Here is a 25,653-nt window from a genome sequence, read left to right on the forward strand (position 1 = left end):
TTGCTGTCGGGCTAATAAAAGTTATATTTTAACTATGATATTGTAGCATAAAAGTTTTTATTTTAAAAGTGGATTTTGAAAAGTTTGTTTCCCAACTTGTATGTGAACAATTTTTTGATTTTAAATGGAATATAATGGAATTATTTTATTGTATGCACAAGTTGAAAGGTATATAATTTAATTATAAAACCATTTCTGATTTAAAATGAACATTTGGGAGGGAATATTAAAAATGCTGCAAAACATACCTGAAGTTAAACTTGGAATTGTGGCGGTCAGCAGAGACTGTTTTCCAATCACACTTTCTGAAAAAAGAAGAAAAGCGGTAGTTGAAGCGTGCAAACGTCTTGGTATTGACATCTTTGAAGCAAAGACAACAGTAGAAAATGAAAACGACGTTTTAAAAGCCTTAGACGAACTTAAAGCAGCAGGTGTAAATGCTCTTGTTGTGTATCTTGGAAACTTTGGCCCAGAAGGACCTGAAACAATGCTTGCACAAAAGTTCGACGGACCTTCCATGTTTGTCGCAGCAGCTGAAGAGACTCAAGAAAACCTATTTGACGGTCGTGGCGATGCTTACTGTGGTATGCTAAACGCTTCGTATAATATAGGTCTGAGAAAGCTCAATCCCTATATCCCAGAGTATCCTGTTGGAGATGCAGAAGAAGTAGCAAATATGATTGCTCATTTTTTAGATGTTGCAAGGGTTGTTATAGGAGTAAAGAACCTTAAAATCTTCAGTTTTGGACCACGTCCGCAGGATTTTCTTGCATGTAACGCACCAATAAAACCTCTTTATGACCTTGGCATAGAGATAATGGAAAACTCTGAGCTTGACCTGTTTGAGGCTTTCAACAACCACAAAGACGACCCACGTATACCTGAGATTGTAAAACAAATGCAAGATGAGCTTGGGACAGGCAACAAACACCCAGGAATTTTGCCAAAGCTTGCTCAATATGAGCTCACTTTGATGGACTGGTATGAAAAATACCGTGGTAGCTGTAAGTTTGCAATATTTGCTAACAAGTGCTGGCCAGCTTTTCAGACACAGTTTGGGTTTGTTCCATGCTATGTAAACGCAAGGCTTGCATCAAGAGGTATTCCAGTTGCATGTGAGGTTGACATATACGGGGCACTGAGCGAATATATAGTGACACTTGCGACACAGCTTCCCGCAACAATCCTTGATATAAACAACACCGTACCAAAAGATATGTACGAGGCAAACAAGGACAAGTTCAAAGATTACAAGCTAACAGACCTTTTCATGGGATTCCACTGCGGAAATACTCCAATCTGCCACATGAAATATGCAGAGATGAGATACCAGCTTATCATGCACAGACTTTTAGAACCTGACAAAGAACCAGACATTACACGCGGAACACTTGAAGGTGCAATAAAACCCGGTGAAATAACAATATTCAGGCTTCAGTCAACAGCTGATTGCCAGCTCAGGTCATATGTTGCACAGGGTGAGGTAATTGATGTTGACCCACGTTCGTTTGGCGGAATTGGTGTGTTTGCAATAAAAGAAATGGGAAGATTCTACAGATACGTTCTGATTCAAAAGAGGTTCCCGCACCACACAGCAGTCGCATTCAAACATGTCGGAAAAGTTCTATTTGACGCAATGAAAATGCTTGGTGTTGATGACATATCGTTCAACCAACCAGCAAATATGCTCTACAAGGACGAAAACCCGTTTAAATAATGTGGATATAAAAAGGGCTGCAGCCAGTTTTATATAACCTACCTGCAAGCTGCAGCCTCTCTTGTTTTTATATCCTACTTTTCAAAACCTTATCCTCATACTCCTTTACTTTTTCAAGCCAGCTGCTTCCAACAGGGACGTTACTTTCATAGCAGAACTTGTTCCACACAGCACCAAATGGCAAAGTCTTAAACTCTTCCAAAAGCGCAAGCCGTTTTCCAAAATCCCCTTCATTTTCAGCTTCATTTAAAAGATGTGTAGGTTCAAGCAAAGCGTACAGAATTGATTTTAAAGCAGCTCTTGCGCCTGTCACCCAAGCAGTGATTCTGTTTATGCTTGCATCAAAAAAGTCCAATGCAAAAAACACTCTGTCAAAAGCATCTGCTCTTTTTACTTCCTGCGAAACAGACAATACCTCATCGTTTAGCACAACAACATGGTCGCTATCCCACCTCATACCACGGCTCAAATGCAAAAGCACCTTCTTTGAAAATGCTAAAACTGACGAAATCTTGTCAGCCACACTTTCTGTCGGGTGGAAATGTCCAAGGTCAAAACATATTGCTATATCGTGCTTGCTTGTAAAAACATAGCCCATGTAAAACTCATGAGAACCAACAACAAATGCCTCAGACCCAATTCCGAAAAGCTTGCTCTCAACAGAATCAACAAGATAGGTTTTGTCAACCGACGCAGCAAATATCTCATCTAAAGATTCTTTCAAAATCTTCCTGTGCTCATACCTCTTTGCTGTAAAGTCTTTTGACCCATCAGGAATCCAAATGTTGTTTATACAGGTCTTTTTTAGCTCTTTCCCTATTTGGGATGCAATTTCTCTTGACTTTATGCCATGCTTTACCCAGAACTTTCTGACACCTTCATCAGTGCTTGAGAGTGTGTATCCAGACTGTGCCTTTGGATGGGCAAAAAATGTGGGGTTAAAGTCAAGTCCTATATCCTTTTCTTTTGCCCACTTGAGCCACTTTTCAAAGTGGTCAATTGAAAGCTCATCCCTGTCAACCTTTTTCCCATCTGTCTCAGCATATATAGCGTGAAGATTTACCCTGTGCTTGCCAGGAATGAGGCTCATAGCAAACTCTAAATCAGACCTGAGTTCATCGCCGTTTCTTGCTCTTCCAAAATAGTTTCCTGTTGCTAAAATTCCGCCACCGCCCATGCCTTTTGTTGCTTCTTCAAACCCTGTGACATCATCGCCCTGCCAGCAGTGAAGCGAAATACTAATCCTCTTCATCTTGTTTAAAACTTCATCTGTGTCAACACCAAAGTCTTTGTAAACCTCTTTCGCCCTTTCATAATCGGCAAGAATTTTTTCGTAATCCAAGCTCATAAAAAACCTTCCCTCCCTTTTCCCTCAATATAAAATCTTAACGCCACATTCTTGAGCAGCCTTTTCAATATCTTCAGGAAGTTGTTTTTCGCAAATCCATATGTCAATCTCCTCAAGCCTTGCGTACGAAAACGGCATGTTTTTGCCCACTTTTGAAGTGTCCATAAGCATAACCACTTTCTGACTCCGGTCGATTATCCTTCTCTTGAGCTCACCTTCATATGCATTTGAAACACTAAATCCTGTTTCAAGACAAAAACCTGATGCGCTCATAAAAGCAATGTCAATGTTCATTTTGTCAAGAGAAAATATAGCATTTGGACCAGACACTGATAAGGTGTTGCTGTTAACAATTCCCCCAAGCATCACAACAAAGACATTTTTCTTTTTCACAAGTTCAAGTGCAATGTTAAGCCCGCTTGTGATGATTGTGAAATTGTCACTATCGAGGATTTTGGCAAGACACATGATGGTGGAACCTGCGTCAAAATATATTGACCTGTTCTTTTCAACAAGTCCCTTTGCAATATTTGCAATCCTCATCTTTGCTTCAATATTTTCCTGGGCACGCTTTGAATACTCGTCTTCCTGGCCAGTTAGTTGCCACAACTTTTTTGTGCTGACAGCACCACCATGTGTCCGAATGAGGTGCCCCTCCTTTTCAAGCGCAATCAAATCGCGCCGCAGCGTCATGGTCGATATGTCCGGAAAAAACTCTTTGAGTTTTTGAAGTTGAATTTCCCCTTTTTGTTCTAATATCTCCAGGATTTTTTGTCTTCTGAAATCATTCACAACACCACATCCCGAAAATTCATCTTGGGTTTAAAAGTATTATATACCAAGTCTATTTGTCCTTAAAATCTCATTTGTTGTGAAGTTGTTCTTTGGCACATGACCTTTGAGCGGCATAATCCTCTCATGGATTGCGTCAATAATCCAGTCAGCTTGCGGGAAGAAATAGTTTTCAAATTCGTATGCAGGGACAATCCAGTTTTTAGAACCAACTACAACAGGTGGTGCGTCCAGATAGTCAAATGCGAGGTCGGCAATTGTGGCTGCCATGTCTTTCAAAATTGAGCCCCTTGCACATGCGTCAGATGCCAGCACAATCTTTCCTGTCTTTTTGACAGATTCAATCACCTTTTCATAGTTAAAAGGCACAAGCGACCTTGCGTCAATAATTTCAGCGCTAACACCATACTTTTCTTCCAAGATTTTAGCTGCATCAAGTGCTCTGTACAGCGTTGCTCCAACTGTCAGGATTGTAATGTCCTTACCTTCCTTTTTGATATCAGGTTCGCCAATTGGAACCTCATAATATCCTTCCGGTACACCTTCTTTGTGAAAAAGCTCTCCAATATCATACAGTCTTTGGCTTTCAAAAAATATCACTGGGTCTGTGGAAGACAGGGCGCTGTTCATAAGCCCTTTTGCATCATAAGGTGTTGCTGGGAATACAACTTTAAGTCCGGGAATGTGAGAGACAATAGAAGACCAGTCCTGGGAGTGCTGTGCACCATATTTAGAACCAACAGAAACCCTCACAACAACAGGCATCTTCAATGTCCCTGCGCTCATTGCCTGCCACTTTGCAAGCTGGTTGAATATCTCATCCCCTGCTCTTCCGATAAAGTCACAGTACATTATCTCAACAACAACCCTGCCACCACACATCCCATATCCAACTGCAGACCCAACTATTGCACCTTCTGAGATACAGGTGTTAAATAGCCTGTGATATGGCAAAGACTCTGTAAGTCCTCTGTAGACCGCAAAAGCTCCGCCCCAGTCGCGCAAGTCTTCCCCGTATGAGATAAGTGTCGGGTCTGTGTAGAACTTGTCAAGCAGCGCTTCAAATATTGCGTCTCTGAGATTGAACACCTTTGCCTTTGGAACAGGTTTTCCGTCAACAATTCCTACTCTTATTTTGTTCTTTATCTGTTTTACGCGCGGATTTTCTTCTTTTGGAATTAAAACCTCAGGAACTCTTTCTTCCATCTTCTCAATCTTCTGGTTTGAGAACATATATCTTGCTATACCATCCGGGTCTTTCACAAGATTTATTCTTGGCGAAACATTTTCATCAACAGCAAGTGCACATATCTTTGTTATAAGTTCTTTTACATAGCTTTGAATCTCCTCTATCTTTTCTTCTGTTACAATACCTGCTCTGATTAACTCATCCTTGTAAGTTACAATTGGTTCTTGAGCAGCCCATGCCTCAATCTCCTCTTTTGTCCTGTAGGAAGACGAGTCAGATGGAGAGTGGCCTGTGAGCCTGTATGTGACAATATCCAAAAGCACTGGACCTTGTTTTTGTTCAAGCAGGTATTTCTTTCTCTTCATTGCATCAATTACAGCCAAAGTATTGTAACCGTCAACACGCTCAGCATGCATCTGCTCAGGGTTAACACCTGCACCGACCCTTGCAAGCATATCATATCCCATTGTCTCGCCACGTGTCTGCCCGCCCATAGCATACTGATTGTCCATAAAATTGAAGATTATTGGAAGACCACCTCTGTACTCCTCATCCCACAGTTTTTTGTACTGGTCCATTGTAGCAAGACACATAGCCTCCCATACAGGTCCACACGCCATCGAACCATCGCCGATATTGACAACAACAATGCCATTTTTCTTATTGATTTTCTTAAACAAAGCTGCCCCTACTGCAATGTCAGCAGACCCGCCAACAATTGCATTGTTCGGGTAAATTCCAAACGGTGGGAAGAACACATGCATAGACCCGCCAAGACCTTTTTGAAACCCAGTCTCTCTTCCAAATATCTCGGCAAGCGTGCCATACAAGAAAAAGTTGACTGCAAGTTCTTTAATGCTTGAGATATTTTTTAGGTTTTCTTCCACAACTCTAAGTATTGCTCCATCAAAATAGCTCTCCATGATTTTCAAAAGCTCATCGTCGTTGAGCTTTTCAATTGTTGAAAGACCTTTTGCAATAACCTCTCCATGACTTCTATGTGAACCAAATATAAAGTCATCTTTATCCAACACAAAAGCCTGGCCGACCGCCGCTGCTTCCTGACCAATCGACAGATGTGCCGGTCCCGGATAGTCATACTTTATCCCGTTGTACTCTCCAGTTGTTTTTATTAAAGAGAGCATTGTCTCAAATTCGCGGATTATAAGCATGTCTCTGTAAATTCTAATCAGCTGGTCATCTGAAAAGTTTTGTCTCTCCTCTTCTAAGGTTTTGTTATACTGGTTCACAGGAATATCATAGAATTTTATCCAGCCACTTTTTCTTATCTCGTTCGGGTCAATAAACTGTGATTTTGGCATCTTTAAAATCAACCTCCCCCACAAATTCTATAGTTCAAATATGACCTCTCTTATGATTTCGCTAACCGTCGGATGTGGAAATACAATATCCTTTATATCTTCAACTCTCAGTTGTGATTCAATCATCACACCAACACCGTAAATTATCTCTGAGCTGTAGTTTCCTATCATGTGACAGCCAAGTATTGTTCGTTTCCTTCTATCAATCAATATTTTGCAAAGCCCGTCAAATTCTTCATTTTCAGCAACAAACCTCCCACTGTAAAGCATAGGAAGCTTTACAATTTCATATTCCAAGCCTTTTTCTTTTGCCGACTCTTCGCTCTCGCCCACCCATGCAACCTCCGGGTTTGTATATACAACAGAAGGAATAGAATTGTAGTTCACCTTCACCCTTCTTCCAAGCATATTCCATACAGCAACCTCTGCTTCTCTGTATGCTGTGTGAGCAAGCATGAGCTTGCCGTTTACATCCCCCGCAGCATACACCTCTTGGACATTGGTCTTCATTCTATCATCTGTTTTTACACACCCTTTTTCAACCTCAACTCCTATGTTTTCAAGTCCAAATCCTGTGATATTTGGTCTTCTTCCGACGCTCAGCAAAACTTTCTCTGTCTCTTTTTCAAAAAACTTTCCATCTTTTTCATACACCACTTTTCGGTCATCAATTTTAGTAACTCTTGCTGAAAGTTCAAACTCAATTCCCTTTTTTTTGTATGTTTCAAGTAGGATATTCGAAATTTCCCTATCCATGCTGCCGCCAATGTGGTCAAGCATTTCAACCACAGTCACTTTTGAGCCTGCCGAATTGAAATATGACGCCATCTCAAGCCCAACAATTCCCCCACCAATCACAACCAAAGAGGCTGGTACACTTTCAATCTCAAGAATTTCTCTGTTAGTCAACACAAATCCTCTTTCAAGCCCCTCTTTCACGCCCTCAATTGGTAGAATGAAAGGCGAAGAACCAGTGGCAATCAAGAGCCTATCTGTGACAAATTCTTTATCGCCCACCGCTACAACATATCCTTTGCTGCTTCTTCCCAAAATCTCTCCATGGCCGCTGAGTATTTCAGCACCGTTTTTTCTGAGCTTACTTTTTATTCCTGTCACAAGAGTTTTTATTACTTTGTCTTTTCTTTCAAGTACCTTTTTGTGGTTTAACGCAATATTCTGTACTTCAACACCATATTTAAAACCGTGCTTTGCTCCTTCTAAAATCTTTGCACTGTATAGTAGGGTTTTTGTAGGAATACACCCTTCGTTGAGACAAACACCGCCCAAATACCTTTCTTCTATTAAGAGCGTTTTGAGTCCTCCTTTTGAAGCCCTCTCTGCTGCCAGATACCCCGCAGGTCCACCGCCTATGATTATCAGGTCGTATTTCATCTAAGTTTTCACCCTCTCTAAATAAATCAGAGTGCCAAAAACAAATCAAAGTTTTCTAAAAGCTCCTTTAAATCTTTCAAAAACCTTGCTGCATCGGCTCCATCTAACGCTCTGTGGTCAAATGTTAGTGATAGCCCCATTGCAGGATAGAATTTTATATGTCCATCTTCTTCCTTAGGCCTTTGAACAATTGTATTTACACCTAAAATCCCTGTTTGAGGAGGATTTAGGACAGGTGTAAAACTTTCTATGCCAAAGCTTTCTAAGTTAGTGACAGTGAATGTTGCTCCTTTTAAAAGGTCTGGTGAGATTGTTCCTTTTTTGCAAAGGCTAATTAGCTCCTTTGCTTTTTTTGAGATTTGGCTCAAACTCTTTTGGTTACAATTGAATATTGTTGGCACCATAAGACCACGCTCTGTGTCAACTGCAAACCCAAGATAAACATTCTTGAAATATCTCGTTTTGTCATCCAAAAAATGGCTATTGAGCAATTTGTGTTTTGGTAAAACCCTTGAGACTGCAAAAAGGATTATATCGTTTATTGTGATATCCTCAAGTCCCAGTTTTTCTCTATTTTCTTTTACTTTTTTCCTAAACTCAGGAACTTTAGTTGCATCAAATGATGTATGTAATGTCAGCTGAGCTGTTGTGGTAAGTGATAGATACATAGCCTTTGCTATAGCCTTTCTGATATTCGAAAGAGGTACGTCTTCATATTCTCCATCTGGCACAGAAACCTCAGAAGTTTTTGAAACATAGCTTTCCTGCTTTGCTCTTTCAATGTCAAAAGTTGTAATTCTACCACCAATGCCAGTTGGCTCTAAAATCTGAGCATCTTTAATTTCTTTTACTTTCTGCTTTGCCGCACTTGTAAATACCGGTCCTGACTCAAAAAGTTTTAAAATGTCTCTTTCAATTATTCTTCCATCTGGCCCTGAAGGTCTTGCAAACCTAAAGTCAACATTTAGCTTTTCAGCTAAGTTCTTTGCCCTGGGCGAAATTTTTAATTTTCCTTCAGTTTGTAAAGAAGTGTTTGGAATTTTTTCTTCAGTTTCTATCGGCGCCTCGTGGTCAGATGCCTGTAAATTCAAAACTTCATCTTTTTTAGATTCCAAAGATGCCTTTGGATTGAATTTTTCTACATTCTCGCCAGGTTCACCAATCACACACACATTTGTCAAGACAGGAACCTCTTCACCCTCTTCAAAGAAAATGTCAAGAAGCACACCACTTACCTTTGCTTCCTCATCAAAGCTTGCCTTGTCGGTCTCGTAAGAAAATAAAAGGTCGCCAACCTCAACTTTATCACCTTTTTTCTTGTGCCACTTTGTAATTATACAGCTTTCAACAGTCTGCCCCTGCTTGGGCATTATTACAGGCATTGCCATATTAATGACCTCCATTTGACCTGTTTATTTGCTTCAATAGATTTGATATATTTTTTCATCCATCATGTTAACTTTTTTCATCTTCAATTCAATAGTATCATTTTGTTTGTTTTCTGTCAATGTTATTTTGATTTTTGTCTTTCTAATTTCATATTCTGCGGACATTTTCAATTATATCCTTTGCATTCTCTGCCATATATGAACTTCTCACAAGAGGACCTGACATAACAAACTTAAATCCAATTGAAATTGCAAATTCTTTGTACTCTTCAAAGACATCTGGATGAACAAATTCAACAACAGGATGGTGATTTTTGGAAGGAGATAGGTACTGTCCTATTGTTACAAAATCACACTCTGCTTTTCTTAAGTCTTCAAGCGCCTTTTTAACTTCATTTTTTGTCTCACCAAGTCCAACCATGATACCCGATTTTGTAAATACACTTCTATCAATCTCTTTTACCATCCTCAAGATATCAAGCGACCTTCTATAACTTGCTAAAGGTCTTACGCAGGGATATAACCTTTCGATGGTCTCTATATTGTGTGCAACAACATCAGGTGAAGCTTCTACAACCTTTGAAACTGATTCAAAACTACCTTTAAAGTCAGGAATTAGAACCTCAATCTTAGTATGTTTACTTTTTCCTTTAATGCTTCTTATGCACTCTGCAAAGTGAGAAGCCCCTCCATCTGGCAAATCATCCCTTGTAACAGAGGTTATGACAACATACTCAAGCCCAAGTGCCTCTACAGCCTCAGCAACCATCCCCGGTTCATCTGTATTTAGCTCCTTTGGATTTCCTTTCTTTACATCACAAAATGTGCAGTTTCTTGTACATACATCGCCCATAATCAAAAAAGTGGCAGTTTTTTTTGAAAAGCACTCATAAATGTTTGGACACTGAGCTTGTTCACACACCGTGTGAAGAGAAAACATTTTTAAAATTTCTATGACATCATCTATTTTTTGATCTGCCTTTACTCTTATCTTCAGCCAATCAGGCTTTTTTAGATAGCTCATCTTTCCATACCTTCTTGCGTTTGGATTTTCAGCAAATCTAAAAGCTCTTCTTTGCCCAAGATATCCAAACTCTTGCCGAAAACCTTTCCAAAATAAGACTGAACCTTATCCACCACATCTTCAAATGGAATTGTTTTTTCAATCAGTCTTTCTAAGGATGTAACACCTCTATCTTTCAGTCCGCACGGGACAATCCACGAAAAGTGTTCAAGATTTGTATTTACATTGAAAGCAAATCCGTGCATGGTTACCCACTTTTTAACTGCTATCCCTATAGCAACTATCTTGCTATTTTCAACCCAAACACCGGTGTATTTGTCTTCATCCCTCTGCGCTTCAATTCCAAACTGGTCTTTTAAAAGCCTTATAAAAACCTCTTCTAAAAGATACACAAACTTTTTTATATCTCTATCTGTCAAAGCCAAATCAAAAATTGGGTATCCTACAAGCTGACCAGGACCGTGATATGTCACATCCCCGCCACGGCTTACTTCAAATACCTTGACACCTAACTTCTCTAAAAACTCCTCTGACACAAGTATGTTTTTCTTACTGCCACGTCTTCCTATTGTGATAACAGGTGGATGTTCAAGCAGCAGCAGTGTGTCACCAATCTTCTTTTCAACCCTCAAAGACCAAATGCTCTCCTGAATAATAAGAGCTTCCTGATACTCTACCTCTCCCAAATAACAGACATTTATACACACTTTGCATATCTTCCTTTCATACTGTTAATACTCAATTTTAACTGTCAAATCTTTTTAGCATTCTCTAAAAGAAAATCTTCTGCCTCTTTGCACCAAAGACCATTATTTTTTTCAACAATCTTTGCAAGCTCTGCAAAAAGAGGGTCTTCTTTTCCCTTTTCCTTGAAATCTTCTATTGCTACAAGGTCAAGCTCTACGTTTGTGTATATAAGCTTTTTACCGCCAGGAATCTTGGGAAGATTTAAGGTTGTTTGCGCAACACAGTTAAGCCCCCCGATATGAGTAATCATTGCAGCGGGGTTGACGATACCTTTTGCCATCAAATCAAGCGCTTCAATCATGTCATCGGTATTGCCACCACTTGTTCCAACAACGTGCGTTGAGTTGTAGTGTACATTGTAAAAGTTCAAAAGTGCTGAAAAATTAGGGTCGCTCGGTCCTGCAAAAAAGTTTAGGCACCCATCTCTTGCAAGAATTTTATCTGCAAGTTCAACAAGTTCTTTGACAGGGGCAAAGACAAAAACATCGTCAAAACCTCTACCATCAGTAAATGAAAGAAGATAATTCTCAACATTATCTACATTGGCAGTGTTGACATAATAAAGGTCAACCCCATGCTTTTTAGCATCTTCTTTAGTATATATTGAGGCTGCTCTTGCGAGCCTTTCCTGGTTTATATCTGTCACAACAAGCAGCTTTGGTGGCCTTGGACCGTGCACAGCATAGTCAATAGCCCCAAGCCCCATTGGACCAGCACCTGCTAAGATTGCCATAAAACCGTTTTTTAATGTACCCATTTTGTGTATATATTTGCCTGCCTGGGTGTGATAGCTTGCATGAAATGCGCCAATAATGCATGACATTGGCTCTGCCAGTGAGCCGTAAAAGAAAGCATCACCCTCATACTTTAAAAGACAGTTTTGCTCCATCACCTCATTCGGAATAATGATGTATGTCGCATCACCACCAATGTACTGGAACGAATATCCCGGTGCTGCATACGGATTGTCTTTGAGGTTCAGCGCAGGCTGTATGGTGAACTTGTCACCTGGCTTGAACTTATCCTGCCACTTTTTACCTACCTCTACTATCTGCCCGCAAAATTCATGACCTATTATAACCGGGTTTTTGTCTATGTCTTTTGGTACTCTTTTGTGCTCACTTCCTTGAATTGCTGCCTTGTAAGAAGACATGCAAAGACTATCAGAAATTACTTTTGCCAGGATTTCGTCTTCTCTTATTGGTGGAAGTTCAAATTCTTCAAGTCTCAAATCGTTTTTGCCATATAATCTCACAGCTTTTGTCTTCATTTTTATATCCTCCTTTACAAATCAAAATCTTATCTATAACATCAGGGTTGTTACAAGATAATGATAATACATCTTAGCCAAAAAATCAATAAAGTCAAAAATAAATCAAATTGATATAGACATAAACACAACACATATTGTATAATTGATTTTAGATAGAACAAAAAGACAACATGTTAAAGCAATATCAAAGGGGGTTTTATAATATGAGCTGCAGGAGATTAGAAGGACAGGTTGCGATTGTTACAGGGGCTGCCCAGGGACTTGGCGAGGCGCTGGCAAGAAGACTTGACAAAGAAGGATGCAAGGTTGTTGTTGCGGATATAAACTTGGAAGGTGCTCAGAAAGTTGCAAGTGAGCTATCTGAAGCTATTGCTGTAAAGTGTGATGTTACAAACGAACAAGAGGTTGAGGCAATGGTCGACAAGACCATTGAAACTTTTGGCCAGCTTGATTTGATGGTTGCAAATGCTGGAATACTAATTGCAAAGCCTATTACAGAATTTTCGCTTGCTGAGTGGAAAAAGGTAATCGATGTAAACCTCATTGGATATTTCTTGTGCGCAAGAGCCGCAGCAAGAGTGATGATTCCACGCCGAAAAGGAAATATAATCCAGATAAATAGTAAGTCCGGAAAGAAAGGGTCGTACAAAAACTCTGCATACTCTGCATCAAAGTTTGGTGGAATTGGTCTTACACAGAGCTTGGCACTTGAGCTTGCAGAGTATGGGATTAGAGTAAATGCTATATGCCCGGGAAATCTGCTTGACTCGCCTTTGTGGGTAAACAGCCTTTATGAGCAGTACGCCAAAAATCAAGGACTTACACCAGAACAGATAAGAGAAAAGTATTTGAGCCAAGTGCCACTCAGGCGCGCCTGCACATATGACGATGTTGCAAACGTGCTCGTATTTTTAGCATCTGATGAAGCAAGCTACATGACAGGGCAGGCTATAAATGTAACAGGTGGTCAGGAAATGAGATAAATCTTTAAAAAGGAGAAAGATTTGAAACATGGCACAAGTTGAGTTTGCTCTTGAAAAAGAACTAAATCATGAAGATAAGGAGAGAAGACTTGAATCTCTTTTAAAGTTTTTTGAGCTTGTCAGGCAAGGCAAGATTTCATTGCCACCAAAAAGTAGCGTCATTAACAATCACATACATACATTTTACTCATTTTCACCATACTCTCCTTCAAAGGCAATTTACATGGCGGCAAAAAGCGGTCTTCCAACTGCAGGTATAATGGACCACGACACCATAGCAGGTAGCGATGAATTTATTCGTGCTGGCAAAATAGCAGGTATTGCAACAACCATTGGTGTTGAGTGCAGAGCTGACTTTTCAAAAACCTTGCTTTCTGGCAAGAAAATAAACAATCCTGACCAGCATTCTATTGCCTATGTTGCAATTCATGGAATTCCACATAACCAAATTGAAACTGTAATGAACTTTTTTAAACCGTATATCGAAAGAAGGATGAAAAGAAATAGGCTGATGGTGGAAAACATCAATAGTCTTCTTTCAAAGTACGAAATTGTTTTGGATTTTGAAAAGGATGTTGTGAGTATTTCAAAATATAGTGAAGGTGGCACTGTTACAGAAAGACACATACTTTTTGCTCTGGCAAAAAAGCTCATTGAAAGAATTGGCAAGGGAAAAAGATTGATAAATTTTCTCAAAGATGAATTGAAGATTGAGATTAGTAAAAAAGTAGAAGGTTTTCTGAGCGATGAGCAAAACCCTTTTTATGAATATGACCTGTTAGGGCTACTTAAGAGCGATTTTACCCCCAAATTCTATATAAATGCCACAGATGAGTGCCCTGACATAAAAGAGGTTGTAGAGTTTTCAAAAAACATAGGTGCGATAATTGCATACGCCTATCTTGGTGATGTTGTTGAATCTGTTACAGGCGATAAAAGAAGTGAAAAATTTGAAGATGAATATCTTGAGCTTTTGTTTGAGGTTTTGGATGAGCTTGGCATAAAAGCAGTGACATACATGCCATCAAGAAATACTCTCTCTCAGCTAAAAAGAGTCAAACACCTTTGTGAAAAGTATAATTTTCTTCAGATAAGTGGTGAAGACATAAACTCACCCCGCCAAAGTTTTATATGTGAAGCATTAAAACAGGATGAGTTCAAGCATTTGATAGATACTACATGGGCTTTGATTGGACATGAGATAATGGCAACAGAAGACAAAGAACTTGGATTTTTTTCAGAAAAAATGCAAGAAAAGTTTCCAAATTTGAGGGACAGAATTGAATATTTTAAAAATATTGGTCTTAAAATGTGGTCAAAACCAGATTAAAAGTGACACTTTTTACCATAACAAAAGGCAACAAGCGGTCAAGAACACTTGTTGCCTTCTTATTTTGCCATTTTCTTTAGTAGTTCTTTTCTATATTTTTCGCTCTCCCAGTTTTTGATATATTCCATTTCATCCTCTGACATAGTTTTTATAGTAAGACCAAACTTGTTTATTTTGGTTATCACATAAAGATAAGCAAGCAAAGTCTCTTCAGTTGCAAGTGCCTCTGAATAGGCTGCATTGTATACAACTCTGCCTTTTTGCAAATCTATTTCTATCTTTGGATTTTCTGTGTACAGGTTTGAGTTTATATAAACAAGCTGGTCAGGATAAAGAGGATATTTTTCAAATAGTTCAACTTCAAACTTTTCTGACTTTATAAAATCCAAGATAAACCTTGTTCTGCTCTGGTATTTGTTATCATCAATTTGTTTTAGCACAGCAGAAGGATATCGCCCTCTTATTTTGAACCACCTTTTTATCAAAAGGTTAACCTTTTCGTGCACCTCATAGGCTTCTTTCAAATTATCTGAAGACACAATAAGTCCATGATTTTCCATGAAGATTACCTTTGGTCTTTTATCTTCAGCTGGAAACTTTCTGAGCTGGTTTGCAATTTCAATGGTCAATGAAAAACCAGGATTGATATAAGGTATCCAGATAAAGTTAAAATTTCCATCTTTAAATATTTGGTAGCACAGCTGCTTGCCCTCACGTGAACAAGCCAAGATATTAGCATATACAGAATGAGAGTGGATGACGTACCTGTCAAGGACTGAGTGAAACCCTACCTCCACCGATGGTCTTAAAACTTTCCCAGGAAAACTTAAAATGCTCTTTTGAGCAACTTCTAAACTCTCTTTTTCATAATCTTTATTCTGCGAAAGATTGACATTCTCATAAAAGCTTTTTATTTTTTGATAGTCTACAATCACATACCCGTCATCCTCTGTCACCTGGTCAAGCCTAAAACCAGACGCTTTTATCGCCATATACTGAGAATCAAGCTTTACAGAAATGTTTCCCCCGCCACCCTGAACATAGTCAATCTTTCTGCCAATCTTCTGGCACAGCCATACAAGCTCATGCAAGCTTTTACTTTTTTCCATCTCATCATCCCTTTCAAAATATTTTTTCACAGTTTAAATGCTCTTTCTATCTCTTCAATTTCCTCTTGGCTTATTAGCACAACATCACCCAACCTCTTTGCATCTATGATGGCCTTTGCAGTAAACTCCAGCACCTCAAGTTTGTCAAATGCATCTAAAAGGTCTTTACCAACAACAATTACACAGTCATTTTCTACAATCACAGCTGGAGTTTCTTTAGAAAACACATCTGCAGTCATTTTTGGCTGCATAAACGATGAACCAAACGGAATCTTTTTAACGTTTCTGAGAGAAATATAAGTTTCGGGTATGGTTTTTGAATCAAACTCGTTTTCTGTCACAGCAAAAGCCATTATGTTCGGCGGATGAGCAATGATTATCGCGTTGACATCAGGATGCTTTTCATAGATATACTTGTGCAACAGCACTGACCTGCTCGGCCTTTTCCCAGCCTCCTTGTACTCATTTTCTATCCTAACAATGTCTTCTGGCTGGATGTATTTTCTATCAACCATGTATGGTGTTATTATAAAGGAGTTATCACTGAGCCTCTGAGAAAATGTCCCTTGAGTGCTTGTAAAAAGTCTCTGGTCATATGCCCTATGGATAAGTTCACACATCTTCTTTCTTGACAGCCTTTCAAAACTCGAATATGCCTTTGGAATGAACTCATCCATTTTAATATCCTGTTTTGCTTTTGAAATCTCAATGTCTTTGGGCCTTAGAGGTTTTGGCTCACCAATAAGCCTTGCTCTTATCTCAAGCTGAGCACAAAAATCAAGCGTTTCAAACGCCATAAACGCTTTGAAAAGGTTTTCTGCACCTACAACAATACCGTGGTTTGCCAAGACGGCTGTTGATACTCCTCTTTTGAAGGTCTCAGCTATCTTCTGACCAAGCTCAGTGCTTCCCGGCAAAGCATAGCTTACTAACTCAACCTCGCCGCATATTAGATGAACATTCGGAATCAGTTTTGTATTTGGAATTTTGCGTGCAAGCGAAAACGCCATAATCGCTGGCGGGTGCGCATGAATTATTGCTTTTATATCAGGCCGTGCGCGGTATATCATCTCGTGAAACGGAAGTTCAACAGAAGGCTTGTGCTTGCCAATGATTTCTCCATCTTCTTTTACCTGGACGATGTCGCTGCTCTTTAAACTTCCTTTGTCTATCCCAGAAGGTGTAATCCAGATATCGCCGTTGTCATCTTTAATTGATATATTCCCACCAGACGTTGTTGTCATACCATAGCCGTATATCCTCTCCATTATCATAACTATCTGGTCGGCTGGATGTAGTAGTTCAAAATTCATAATTTATGCTCCTTTCCTCAACTGATATTTGTGCAATTTTGCTTTTATGTTTAATTGTGCCTGATTTTTGAAGCTGAAGTTAATTAGTTTTGTTTTTATGTGTTTTTATATTTGATTTTGATGTCTTTTATTAATTATTATAATACAACTCAGATATTTTGTCACTATCGTTTATTTAAAATTTAAACTAACCAGATTGCTAATTTAATCTACAAATTGTTTATGAAACTATTAAAAGTATGCAAAAATCATTTCAAAACAAACCACTGCCGGAAAGCTTCACAACAATATTTCTCTTGCGCAAAGGTTTTTCGTGTGCTATATTTTTAGCTAAATGCGACAAAGCTTCTGCAGTTTTTGAAGCAACTTTTCTAAAAGGGGGCGCAAGATGGAAAGCAATATTCTTCTTAAGAAAAATCTAAACATCTGGATGGCACTGTCCTTAGTTGTGGGAATGGTAATTGGTTCAGGGGTATTTTTTAAAGCAACACCTGTTGCAAAGCACTCTGGAAGTTTCACTTTTATTTTTTTGGCCTGGTTTTTGGGTGGAGTGATGTCACTGTGCGGTGCGCTTGTTGCTGCTGAGTTTTCAGCAAGATATCCTCACACAGGCGGGCTTTACGTCTATCTTGAAAAGATTTATGGAAATGAAATCTCATTTTTGTTTGGCTGGATGAACACTTTAATTTATACACCTGCCATACTCTCTGCATTATCTGTGTTGTTTGCAGACCAAGTATCAAGTATGTTAAATGCAAATCAGATATTGCATGACATTTTAGCTTTAGGTATCTTGACAGCAATAGTTATCATCAACGTTATAGGCAACAAATATGGCGGAGCTCTTCAGCTTTTGGCAACAGTTTTGAAATTGATACCTATTTTTTTAATTATTTTCTTTGGATTAATAAAACCTGCAGCAGCTGGCAATTTTGATACTTATTTTTATCATCCCCGAAACTTTGGTCTTGCCGTTTTATCTACATTATGGGCTTATGATGGCTGGCTTTCTGTACCAAATGTTGCTGGAGAGATGAAAAATGCCAAAAAAAATTTGGTATTTGTATTGATATTCGGAATGAGTTTTGTTATGTTGGTTTATCTTCTTGTTAATATTGCTTACATCAATGTCATTGGAATTGAAAAGCTTGCAATGGCTGAAAATGCTATAAACATTATCTCTGAAAAGTTATTTGGTCAAATTGGAAAGGCTCTTATTTCACTTGGCATAATTATCTCCATTGTTGGAACATTAAACGGCTTTGCCCTGACAGGTATAAGAATTCCATATGCTATGGCAGCAAACCAGAAATTTGTGGCAAACAATATATTTTCAAGACTTCATCCTCGCTTTGCAACACCTGTGAACTCAAGCATTCTTGTTTATGTTCTTTCTGTCTTGTATATATTTACACGAAGTTTCAATAGGCTCACAGACCTTGCCATGTTTTCAACGTGGATATTCTATGTTCTGTTCTTTATTGGGATATTTATCAAGCGAAAAAGAGAAGGTAAGAATGAGGATGGTTACAACACATTTTTGTATCCTATAACTCCACTTGTTGCAATCTTCAGCGGTCTGTACATTCTTGTAAACAACATATTTTCAAACCCTACAGATTCAATCTTTTCCATCTTAGTTACTATTCTTGGTTTACCTGTGTATGTAATCTTTGTTAAAAAGAAAAACTAAAAAGGCTCTTTGGGGTTTTCCCACAAAGAGCCTCTCATGTTATTTTATATTTTTCATCATCTCATCAAGTTCTTTGAACTTCCTCCCAAATTCTTCCCAGTTACCTTCTTTCAAAGCTTTCTTAGCATCCTCAAATATACCTTTTAACTTTGAAAGCTGCTCAGAAAAGCTTTGATTTTCCTGAGCGCCTTGTTGCTGTTGAGGCGTTTGCACCTCTTGGGTAGTTTGTGCAAACTGCTGTCCAATGAGCTGCGAAAGAGCATCATTTAAGCTGCTTCCCATTACAACTTTGCCGTTGCAGGCAGCAATCACTCTTTTTACCTCTGGCAAAGCTGATGCGTTGTCAGATGCAATATATATTGGTTCGATGTACAAAATCTTTTGGTTTATTGGCAATGCCAACAAATTGCCTCTTATTACCTTAGAGCCTCCCTGGTTCCAAAGAGACAAATCTTTTGATATCTGCGGGTCTTGGTCAATCATATTTTCCACCTGCAGCGGGCCATACACAGTTGAGCCTTTCGGGAACTTGTAGAGTACAAGCTTGCCATAATTTTCTTGGCTACTTTTTGCTGCAAGCCATGCAATCATTGTATTGTATTTTAGCGGGGTAAATGGCACCATCAAAATCATTTCTTCTTTTTGCGAATCTGGAAGTTTCATTACACTGTAGTACGGCGGAATGTAGTCAATAGACCCGTCAGGCGTTTTGTGCTTGCCAAAGTCCCACAGGTCTTCTTTGTTGTAGAATACATTTGGATTTGTCATGTGATATCTTTTCAAGATGTTTGCCTGGACAGTAAAGATATACTCGGGATACCTTATGTGCTCGGCAATATCTTCTGGAATGTCTCCTTTTTCAAAAAGCTGAGGATATATGCTCCTGTAGACATTTACAATGGGGTCGTTTTTGTCCACAACGTAGAACTTCAAGGTACCATTGTACGCATCAATCAAAACCTTTACAGAGTTTCGGATGTAATTAAAACCTTCTTCGGTTGGCTCTGAATATGGAAAATAACCTGTCTTTGTGTACGCATCCAAAACCCACACTAAACGACCCTTCCCATCAATCAGGATATACGGGTCAGGGTCAAACTCCAAAAACGGTGCAACCCTTTTTGCCCTTTGAACAATGTTTCTGTTTATAAGGATTTTGCTGTTTGAATTTATGGCAGAAGAAATAAGAAGCCTAAAATCTTTGTATACATATGAAAATATCAGCCTATTAAGCGGTGTAAGTTTTATTCCTCCATTACCAGTGTATCTGTAGAGCTTGTTTGAATCACCTTCCGGGTAATCTATCTCATCAACCTTTGTGTTGACTATTACATACGGGTCTGTCTTTTCGCCATAGTAGATACGTGGCTGGGTAACCTTGGGTGCACCATCTAAGCTTTTTACTGGGATGTCCTTTATAATGAACTTTGGCTGACCCTCTGGTGTCACCTCTGTCATAAGACTCATAACAACGCCGTAACCATGGGTATACTGGAATTTCTGATTTATATATGTCTTTGTAGGAATGCCATCGTAGTTTATCTCTCTTGCAGAGATAAACACAGATTTTATCCTGCCGTTTATGGTATATTTTGCTATGTCTGCATCATTGAAGATATAATACTGTTTAAATCGCTGAATCTGGTTTTGAATGTCTAAAGTGGTTGGAAAATCTGTTATTCTTATATTTTCCACTGTCGCCCTGTTTTGCTCCAAGTCTTTTGCAGTTATGTTGTTGGATGTGTCAACAGGGAAATATTTTTCTTCTATGTTTTCTAAATTGTAAGCAAGCCGTGTAAACTTTATATTCTTTTCTAAAAACGGTCTCTCATACACCTGCTCGTTTGGAGATACAACAAAATACTGAAAAGCCGTAGCAACTAATGTCCCCAAAATTCCCCAAACAATATATGAAAGCATGACTTTCCCAACAGTTGAATATTTTCCTTTTATAAAAAAGTAAATGCTAAGCGCAATAATCACAGCCAAAACTATATAAGATAGCTTAAAGTAATTCATTCTAATATAATAATCTGTATATCCAACTCCCACAACTTCTCCAAAGAAAGAGTACAAAAGTCCTTCCATTTCGTACTTTAAAGTAAATATTTTTACAACAAATATGAGTATGAGGTTGAAAAATATATGGAACCTGACCTTTTTATCAGATAGAATATTCCATGAACTTGTTCTGCTAACAAATGAAACTGTATAGAGCACTAAATATAATACCACTGTGTATACACATACGAATATCATCAAGAAAAAGAGGAAATTCACCACAGTCAGATAAAATGGTCTTTCGAACACATAGTAACCTATGTCTTTTTTAAAGATTGGGTCTTTGATATTAAAAGGTTTAGAATGTGTCAATGTTAAAAACTTTATATAGAGATTATTTTCTAAATACTTGCTTGTAATAAGTGCTAAGAAAAGAGAAAGAATAATATTGAGGATGTTTTTCTTCAAAAAGCCAATTTTCCCTACAATTCTTTCTACATTCTTTTTCACAATTGCGTTGTTTGTAAAGAACACAAAAAACAATATAATAAAAGAAATTATTTGTACGGAAAGTTTTACATAGAAATTTTTCCAGAATACACTGACAAAATTCTTACCAATCTCTCTTATCTGGATTAGCTCTAAAAACAAATCAAACGCGATCGAAAATGCAATGGCAATCAAAATCAGCAGCGCCAAAACAAATCCTACTCTTTTCAAAACTCTTTTGGTCTTTTCCTTTTTGTAATCATAAATTATTCTATCTGCCATCTTTGAGCAAATCCCCTCATTTTTGTTTTTTTATTTATTCTCGCTAAATCCCCAAATTTCGTCTTTCAGCTCAATACTGTCAGCAATGATTTTTGAAATGTCAGCAATTATCTTTGCCAGCATCATCTCAGCAGAAAGGTACTCTTCTATATCTGGATTTAGAGATATTATCTGATAAAGCTGCTGCAAGGAATACACATCAGAGCTCGTAACTTCTTCACCTTTTAGGCGTTTTTGTTCAAGTTCGAACTGTTTCTTTTTAAAATCAGAAATCATCTGTTTTAACTTTTCATCCTTTTCAATCTTTTCTTTTGCAGCTTTAAACCTCTTAAATTCGTTCGACTCCTTCAAAGCAGTGGCAAGTTCATATGCAATGTCATATACATTCCTCATCTTTCGTTTTGCCACCTCTCATCATTTTTTATTGTGATGATGGTTGAGAGTTTGTATTATCATTTGTTCTTATTAGCTCAGACGCACCAATGAGAGTTCCAAGATTTTTGAACGCATCTGTTGGGATATACACCTTATTTGCTGGATTTTTAGCAATCTCAATTGCAGCTTCAATCTGTCTCATCGCAAGGACAACCGCATCTGTTCCACTTTCTTTTATTGCCCTGTTGACATACGCAATAGCATTTGCCTGAGCCTTAGCTACCATCTCTATTGCCTGAGCCTGACCTTCTGCCTGCAAAATCTTTTGTTGCTTTTCACCCTCAGCTCTCTTTATAAGCGCCTGCTTATACCCTTCTGCCTTTGCAATCTCACTTTCTCTTACACCTTCTGCTTCCAAAATCATGGCTCTTTTGTCTCGCTCTGCTTTCATTTGCTTTTCCATTGCTTGTGTAATTTCTGCTGGTGGAATAATATCTTTTATTTCAACCCTTTTAACTTTAACACCATAGTTATCTGTTATCTGGTCCAAAACAGATGTGAGTCTTGAGTTAATTACTTCTCTTGATGAAAATATCTCGTCAAGTGTCATGTTACCAACAACATCTCTAAGGTTTGTGAGCACTGAATACATAATCGCCGCCTGATAGTTTTGAATGTTGTAAGTGCACATCTTTGCATCAAATACCTCAAAAAACACAACAGAGTCAATCTTTATTCTCACATTGTCTTTTGTAATAACATCCTGTGGCGGAACATCAAGAATTCGTTCCTGCATATTTACCTTTGCTCTGACGTTATCAATAAACGGAATGATGATGTGAACACCAGGTTCTAAAACCCTGTGAAACTGGCCAATCCTTTCAACAACATAGCAGTATTTTGTTCTGACAACCTTGATGCTTGAGAAGAAGAATATTAAAAAGAGTCCCACAACAAGTATTACCCAGCCAATTGTAGGCATTTACTTTCCCCTCCTTATACCTTATCCTCAATTTTTTCAACAAAGATTTTTAGCCCTTCTACCCTTGTAACCCTGACTTTGTCCCCTATTTGAAGCTTCTTTTGGCTGTAGATATTATAAAATATCCCGTCTTTTTTTATCTTACCAAAATATCCATCCTCAGATACTTCCTCAACAAAAAATTCATCGCCAACAGATACAAAACTTTTATTTTCTATCCTGGGCATGTTTTGAAGAAACCTTTTTATCTTGGGCTTGAAAATTAAGAAAATACTAACTGCCAGAACAATAAATATCCCTACTTCAAGTGCAATATTGTTGATAAACAGGTCAAGAATAAATACTACAAAGGCTGATATATAAATTGGGAACAAAACAAAGCCTATAAACGTATCAGCAATCAAAAACGCAAGAGCAATCCCAAGCCATATAAAGTCATAAACGCCTACATTCAACAAAACTCCCCCTTTCATCTTTTATTCTTTTAAAGTTTTGTAAAAGCTGTATACCTTTGTAGATTTTAGGTTCACCTTTTCTTGTGCCTTTAAAAACTCTTTTACCTCAATTCCCTCGTGAGTAACCTCTGCTAAAATGAGACCCGCCTCTTCAAACATTTGGACAATAAAAAGCAGTTTTACTACCTTCAAAAATGGGTCTGATTCATATATACCCGAAAAATTGTAAGATATAAACTCACACGTTCTGAAGGTTTTGTAGACGTTCACACATTCTTCATTAATTTGTAACGCAAATTCATCAAATTTGTTATCCAAGTTAATCATAACTACATCAACATCTGGGTAGAAGTTCTTTATAAACTGATATGAAGGTACATCAAGCGCAACAATCAAATCTGCTTCATCATTTAAAAGATTTAACTTATCAAGCCTTGTTGCAAAGATATCGTCAAAATACACCTCTTTGAGGCTACTTTGATGCTGAATTATTCTACCTTGCATATTCAAAAACTCAAAAAACTCGCCCTCCACATCTTCTCCTTTCAAGAATTTGAGAAAATTGAGAACAATATGCGGATAAAATGCTACATAGACACATTTTTTATTTTCAATATCTTGCAAGCTGGCTCTGTGCAGTTCATACTTTTTAAAGTTTAAGTTACACTCCCTTATGGCTTTTAGATTATTGTAAAGGTCTTTTATTACTCCAAAACTAACATTTTCACAAATATCAATAATATTGAACTGATTTTTTCTCACAGAGTTAAAAAGATTTCTCTCAAGCTTGCAAACAATATCAACCTTTTTCATTGAAATTAGCTCATCCTCATCTTCTAAGTTTGAAAAGCACACAACATCATATTTTGTCGAGTTGCCAGTAAAAAACTTATAGTACTTGTTGTCCTCACCCATAAACCTAAAATTTTCGACAACAAGATTTTTGATCAAAAATGTTGGTTCAGGATTTCCAACCCCAAACGGCTCTAACAGATAAACCTGGTCAACCAACTCATCATCAATCTCATTTAAAGAGAGCACAAGGTCAACCTCAATTGCTGGCTTGAATATCATAAAATGGTAGTCCTGTGCAATAGAATTTAAAATCTCATCAAGTTTTTCGACATTGTCAACAGGTAGGGAAAGACCTGCTGCATATTCATGGCTACCAAATTTTAGTAAGATCTCGGAACAGCTCTTCAAAGCCTCAAACAGGTTAAACCCTTTAATTGACCTTCCAGAACCTTTTAAAATACCCTGGTCAGCAACTGTTAGCAAAAGCGACGGTCTGTAATACTTTTCTGTTATCTTAGAAGAAGCTATCCCAACAACTCCAGCATGCCATGAACCATTGCTAAGAACAAATATCTTCTTCTTTAAAATACTTTTGTTTTTGGCAATCAAGCTCTGGGCTTCTTTGATTGTCTTTTCCTCTATCTCCTGACGCTTTCTATTCTCCTCATCAAGTCTTTTTGCGATACTCTCTGCTTTTATAGCATCCTTCTCTAAAAGAAGTGACACAGCCAAATTCGCATCAGAAATTCGCCCAGCGGCGTTCAGTCTCGGACCGATTATGAACGACACATCATACGGCTTTAGCTCCTCTTTTGACGAAAGTCCAGCTACTTCTATAAGCTTCTTGAGTCCAACGTTTCTCGTATTTTTTAAAACCTTAAGCCCGAACTTTGCAAAAATCCTGTTTTCATCAACAAGAGGCATAACATCTGCAATTGTACCAATTGCAACAACATCAAGATACTCAGAAAGTTTAAGATTTAGCCCAGAGCTTTTGAGTGCGTGTAAAAGCTTAAACGCCACCCCAACACCCGCCAAATCCCTGAAAGGATAAACGCTATCTTTTCTTTTAGGATTTATCACAGCATCAGCATCTGGCAAAACTTCTTTCGGTTCATGATGGTCTGTGATTATGACCTTTTTCCCTTTTTCTTTAAGATACTTTACCTCATTTTGTGCGCTAATCCCTGTGTCAACAGTAATAAGCAGGTCAAACTTATCCTCCAGTTTCTTTAAAACATCAAGATTGAGTCCATATCCATCTTTAAATCTATTGGGAATGTAATAGCTTGTGGGCAAGAAATTTCTCAAAGTGGAATAGAGTAGATATGTACTTGTGACTCCATCGCAGTCATAATCACCATATATTAATACCCTGCTTTTGTGCAAAATAGCCTCGTGTATTATTTTAACCGCCTCTTTCATGTCACTCAAAAGAAAGGGATTGTGAAGATTCTTCAGTGAAGGATTTAAAAATCTCTCTATTTCTTCTTTCTCCTGTACACCTCTATTGTTCAAAACCTTTATAATTTGAGGCTTTATTTTTCTACCATCAATTTCAATATCCATATTTTCAAAGTTGTTATTATCTTTCAAAATCCATCTCTTCTTCTGAAAAATCATACTTCAAAAAATCCCCCTCAAACGCAGAAAA

Annotated in this window: 19 protein-coding genes; 4 read left to right on the forward strand and 15 right to left on the reverse strand. The window is 38.1% G+C overall.

Annotation, left to right across the window (positions count from 1 at the left end; genetic code table 11):
- Window positions 1–232: 232 nt before the first annotated feature.
- Window positions 233–1,717: an L-fucose/L-arabinose isomerase family protein gene (locus OTK01_RS09875; protein WP_208595880.1), complete on the forward strand. Its 1,485-nt coding sequence runs from the start codon at window positions 233–235 to the stop codon at window positions 1,715–1,717.
- Window positions 1,718–1,784: 67 nt separating this feature from the next.
- Here OTK01_RS09875 and OTK01_RS09880 read toward each other — a convergent pair whose 3' ends face one another.
- The 8 genes from OTK01_RS09880 to OTK01_RS09915 all read right to left on the reverse strand — a co-directional run bounded on the left by OTK01_RS09880 (window position 1,785) and on the right by OTK01_RS09915 (window position 12,189).
- On the reverse strand, window positions 1,785–3,065 hold the full coding sequence (locus tag OTK01_RS09880; RefSeq protein ID WP_029228116.1) for an L-rhamnose isomerase: 1,281 nt from the start codon (window positions 3,063–3,065) through the stop codon (window positions 1,785–1,787).
- 24 nt (window positions 3,066–3,089) lie between these two features.
- Entirely contained in the window at window positions 3,090–3,857 is a 768-nt protein-coding gene (locus OTK01_RS09885; protein WP_029228115.1) for a DeoR/GlpR family DNA-binding transcription regulator, read from the reverse strand.
- A gap of 39 nt (window positions 3,858–3,896) precedes the next feature.
- Window positions 3,897–6,368, reverse strand: a complete 2,472-nt coding sequence (locus OTK01_RS09890; RefSeq protein WP_029228114.1) for an alpha-ketoacid dehydrogenase subunit alpha/beta — start codon at window positions 6,366–6,368, stop codon at window positions 3,897–3,899.
- Window positions 6,369–6,395: 27 nt separating this feature from the next.
- Window positions 6,396–7,760 (reverse strand): dihydrolipoyl dehydrogenase, encoded by a 1,365-nt coding sequence (gene lpdA / locus OTK01_RS09895; RefSeq protein WP_029228113.1) that lies wholly within the window; start codon window positions 7,758–7,760, stop codon window positions 6,396–6,398.
- Between the two features lie 26 nt (window positions 7,761–7,786).
- On the reverse strand, window positions 7,787–9,148 hold the full coding sequence (locus OTK01_RS09900) for a dihydrolipoamide acetyltransferase family protein (RefSeq protein WP_029228112.1): 1,362 nt from the start codon (window positions 9,146–9,148) through the stop codon (window positions 7,787–7,789).
- Between the two features lie 148 nt (window positions 9,149–9,296).
- Window positions 9,297–10,172 (reverse strand): lipoyl synthase, encoded by an 876-nt coding sequence (gene lipA / locus OTK01_RS09905; protein WP_029228111.1) that lies wholly within the window; start codon window positions 10,170–10,172, stop codon window positions 9,297–9,299.
- Window positions 10,169–10,879 (reverse strand): lipoyl(octanoyl) transferase LipB, encoded by a 711-nt coding sequence (gene lipB / locus OTK01_RS09910; RefSeq protein ID WP_029228110.1) that lies wholly within the window; start codon window positions 10,877–10,879, stop codon window positions 10,169–10,171. Before lipB ends, lipA begins: the two co-directional genes overlap by 4 nt.
- Window positions 10,880–10,923: 44 nt before the next feature.
- Window positions 10,924–12,189 carry a zinc-binding dehydrogenase gene (locus OTK01_RS09915; RefSeq protein WP_029228109.1) on the reverse strand — a complete coding sequence of 422 codons (1,266 nt, stop codon included), beginning with the start codon at window positions 12,187–12,189 and terminating at the stop codon, window positions 10,924–10,926.
- Window positions 12,190–12,395: 206 nt separating this feature from the next.
- Here OTK01_RS09915 and srlD point away from each other — a divergent pair, with 206 nt between their 5' ends.
- Window positions 12,396–13,175 (forward strand): sorbitol-6-phosphate dehydrogenase, encoded by a 780-nt coding sequence (gene srlD / locus OTK01_RS09920; protein WP_029228108.1) that lies wholly within the window; start codon window positions 12,396–12,398, stop codon window positions 13,173–13,175.
- Window positions 13,176–13,203: 28 nt separating this feature from the next.
- Complete coding sequence (locus OTK01_RS09925; protein WP_029228107.1) at window positions 13,204–14,505, forward strand: PHP domain-containing protein; 1,302 nt, start codon at window positions 13,204–13,206, stop codon at window positions 14,503–14,505.
- Window positions 14,506–14,564: 59 nt separating this feature from the next.
- Here OTK01_RS09925 and OTK01_RS09930 read toward each other — a convergent pair whose 3' ends face one another.
- Window positions 14,565–15,614 (reverse strand): class II aldolase/adducin family protein, encoded by a 1,050-nt coding sequence (locus OTK01_RS09930; protein WP_029228106.1) that lies wholly within the window; start codon window positions 15,612–15,614, stop codon window positions 14,565–14,567.
- 26 nt (window positions 15,615–15,640) lie between these two features.
- Window positions 15,641–16,927 carry a class II aldolase/adducin family protein gene (locus tag OTK01_RS09935; RefSeq protein WP_029228105.1) on the reverse strand — a complete coding sequence of 429 codons (1,287 nt, stop codon included), beginning with the start codon at window positions 16,925–16,927 and terminating at the stop codon, window positions 15,641–15,643.
- A 388-nt stretch (window positions 16,928–17,315) separates the two neighbouring features.
- Here OTK01_RS09935 and OTK01_RS09940 point away from each other — a divergent pair, with 388 nt between their 5' ends.
- Window positions 17,316–18,620 (forward strand): APC family permease, encoded by a 1,305-nt coding sequence (locus OTK01_RS09940; protein ID WP_029228103.1) that lies wholly within the window; start codon window positions 17,316–17,318, stop codon window positions 18,618–18,620.
- 39 nt (window positions 18,621–18,659) lie between these two features.
- Here OTK01_RS09940 and OTK01_RS09945 read toward each other — a convergent pair whose 3' ends face one another.
- Genes OTK01_RS09945 through recJ form a run of 5 tightly spaced genes read right to left on the reverse strand, consistent with a single transcriptional unit; the run spans window position 18,660 to window position 25,622 of the window.
- Entirely contained in the window at window positions 18,660–21,392 is a 2,733-nt protein-coding gene (locus OTK01_RS09945; protein ID WP_029228102.1) for a UPF0182 family membrane protein, read from the reverse strand.
- A gap of 30 nt (window positions 21,393–21,422) precedes the next feature.
- Window positions 21,423–21,785, reverse strand: coding sequence for a YlbF/YmcA family competence regulator (locus tag OTK01_RS09950; protein WP_029228101.1), 363 nt, complete (start codon window positions 21,783–21,785; stop codon window positions 21,423–21,425).
- Between the two features lie 28 nt (window positions 21,786–21,813).
- Window positions 21,814–22,749, reverse strand: a complete 936-nt coding sequence (locus OTK01_RS09955; protein WP_029228100.1) for an SPFH domain-containing protein — start codon at window positions 22,747–22,749, stop codon at window positions 21,814–21,816.
- A gap of 14 nt (window positions 22,750–22,763) precedes the next feature.
- A complete protein-coding gene (locus tag OTK01_RS09960) occupies window positions 22,764–23,204 on the reverse strand; it encodes an NfeD family protein (RefSeq protein ID WP_029228099.1) in 441 nt (146 codons plus the stop codon).
- Between the two features lie 21 nt (window positions 23,205–23,225).
- Entirely contained in the window at window positions 23,226–25,622 is a 2,397-nt protein-coding gene (gene recJ / locus OTK01_RS09965; RefSeq protein WP_029228098.1) for a single-stranded-DNA-specific exonuclease RecJ, read from the reverse strand.
- Between the last annotated feature and the right edge of the window lie 31 nt (window positions 25,623–25,653).

Source organism: Caldicellulosiruptor acetigenus (assembly GCF_026914305.1).
GTDB lineage: Bacteria > Bacillota > Thermoanaerobacteria > Caldicellulosiruptorales > Caldicellulosiruptoraceae > Caldicellulosiruptor > Caldicellulosiruptor acetigenus.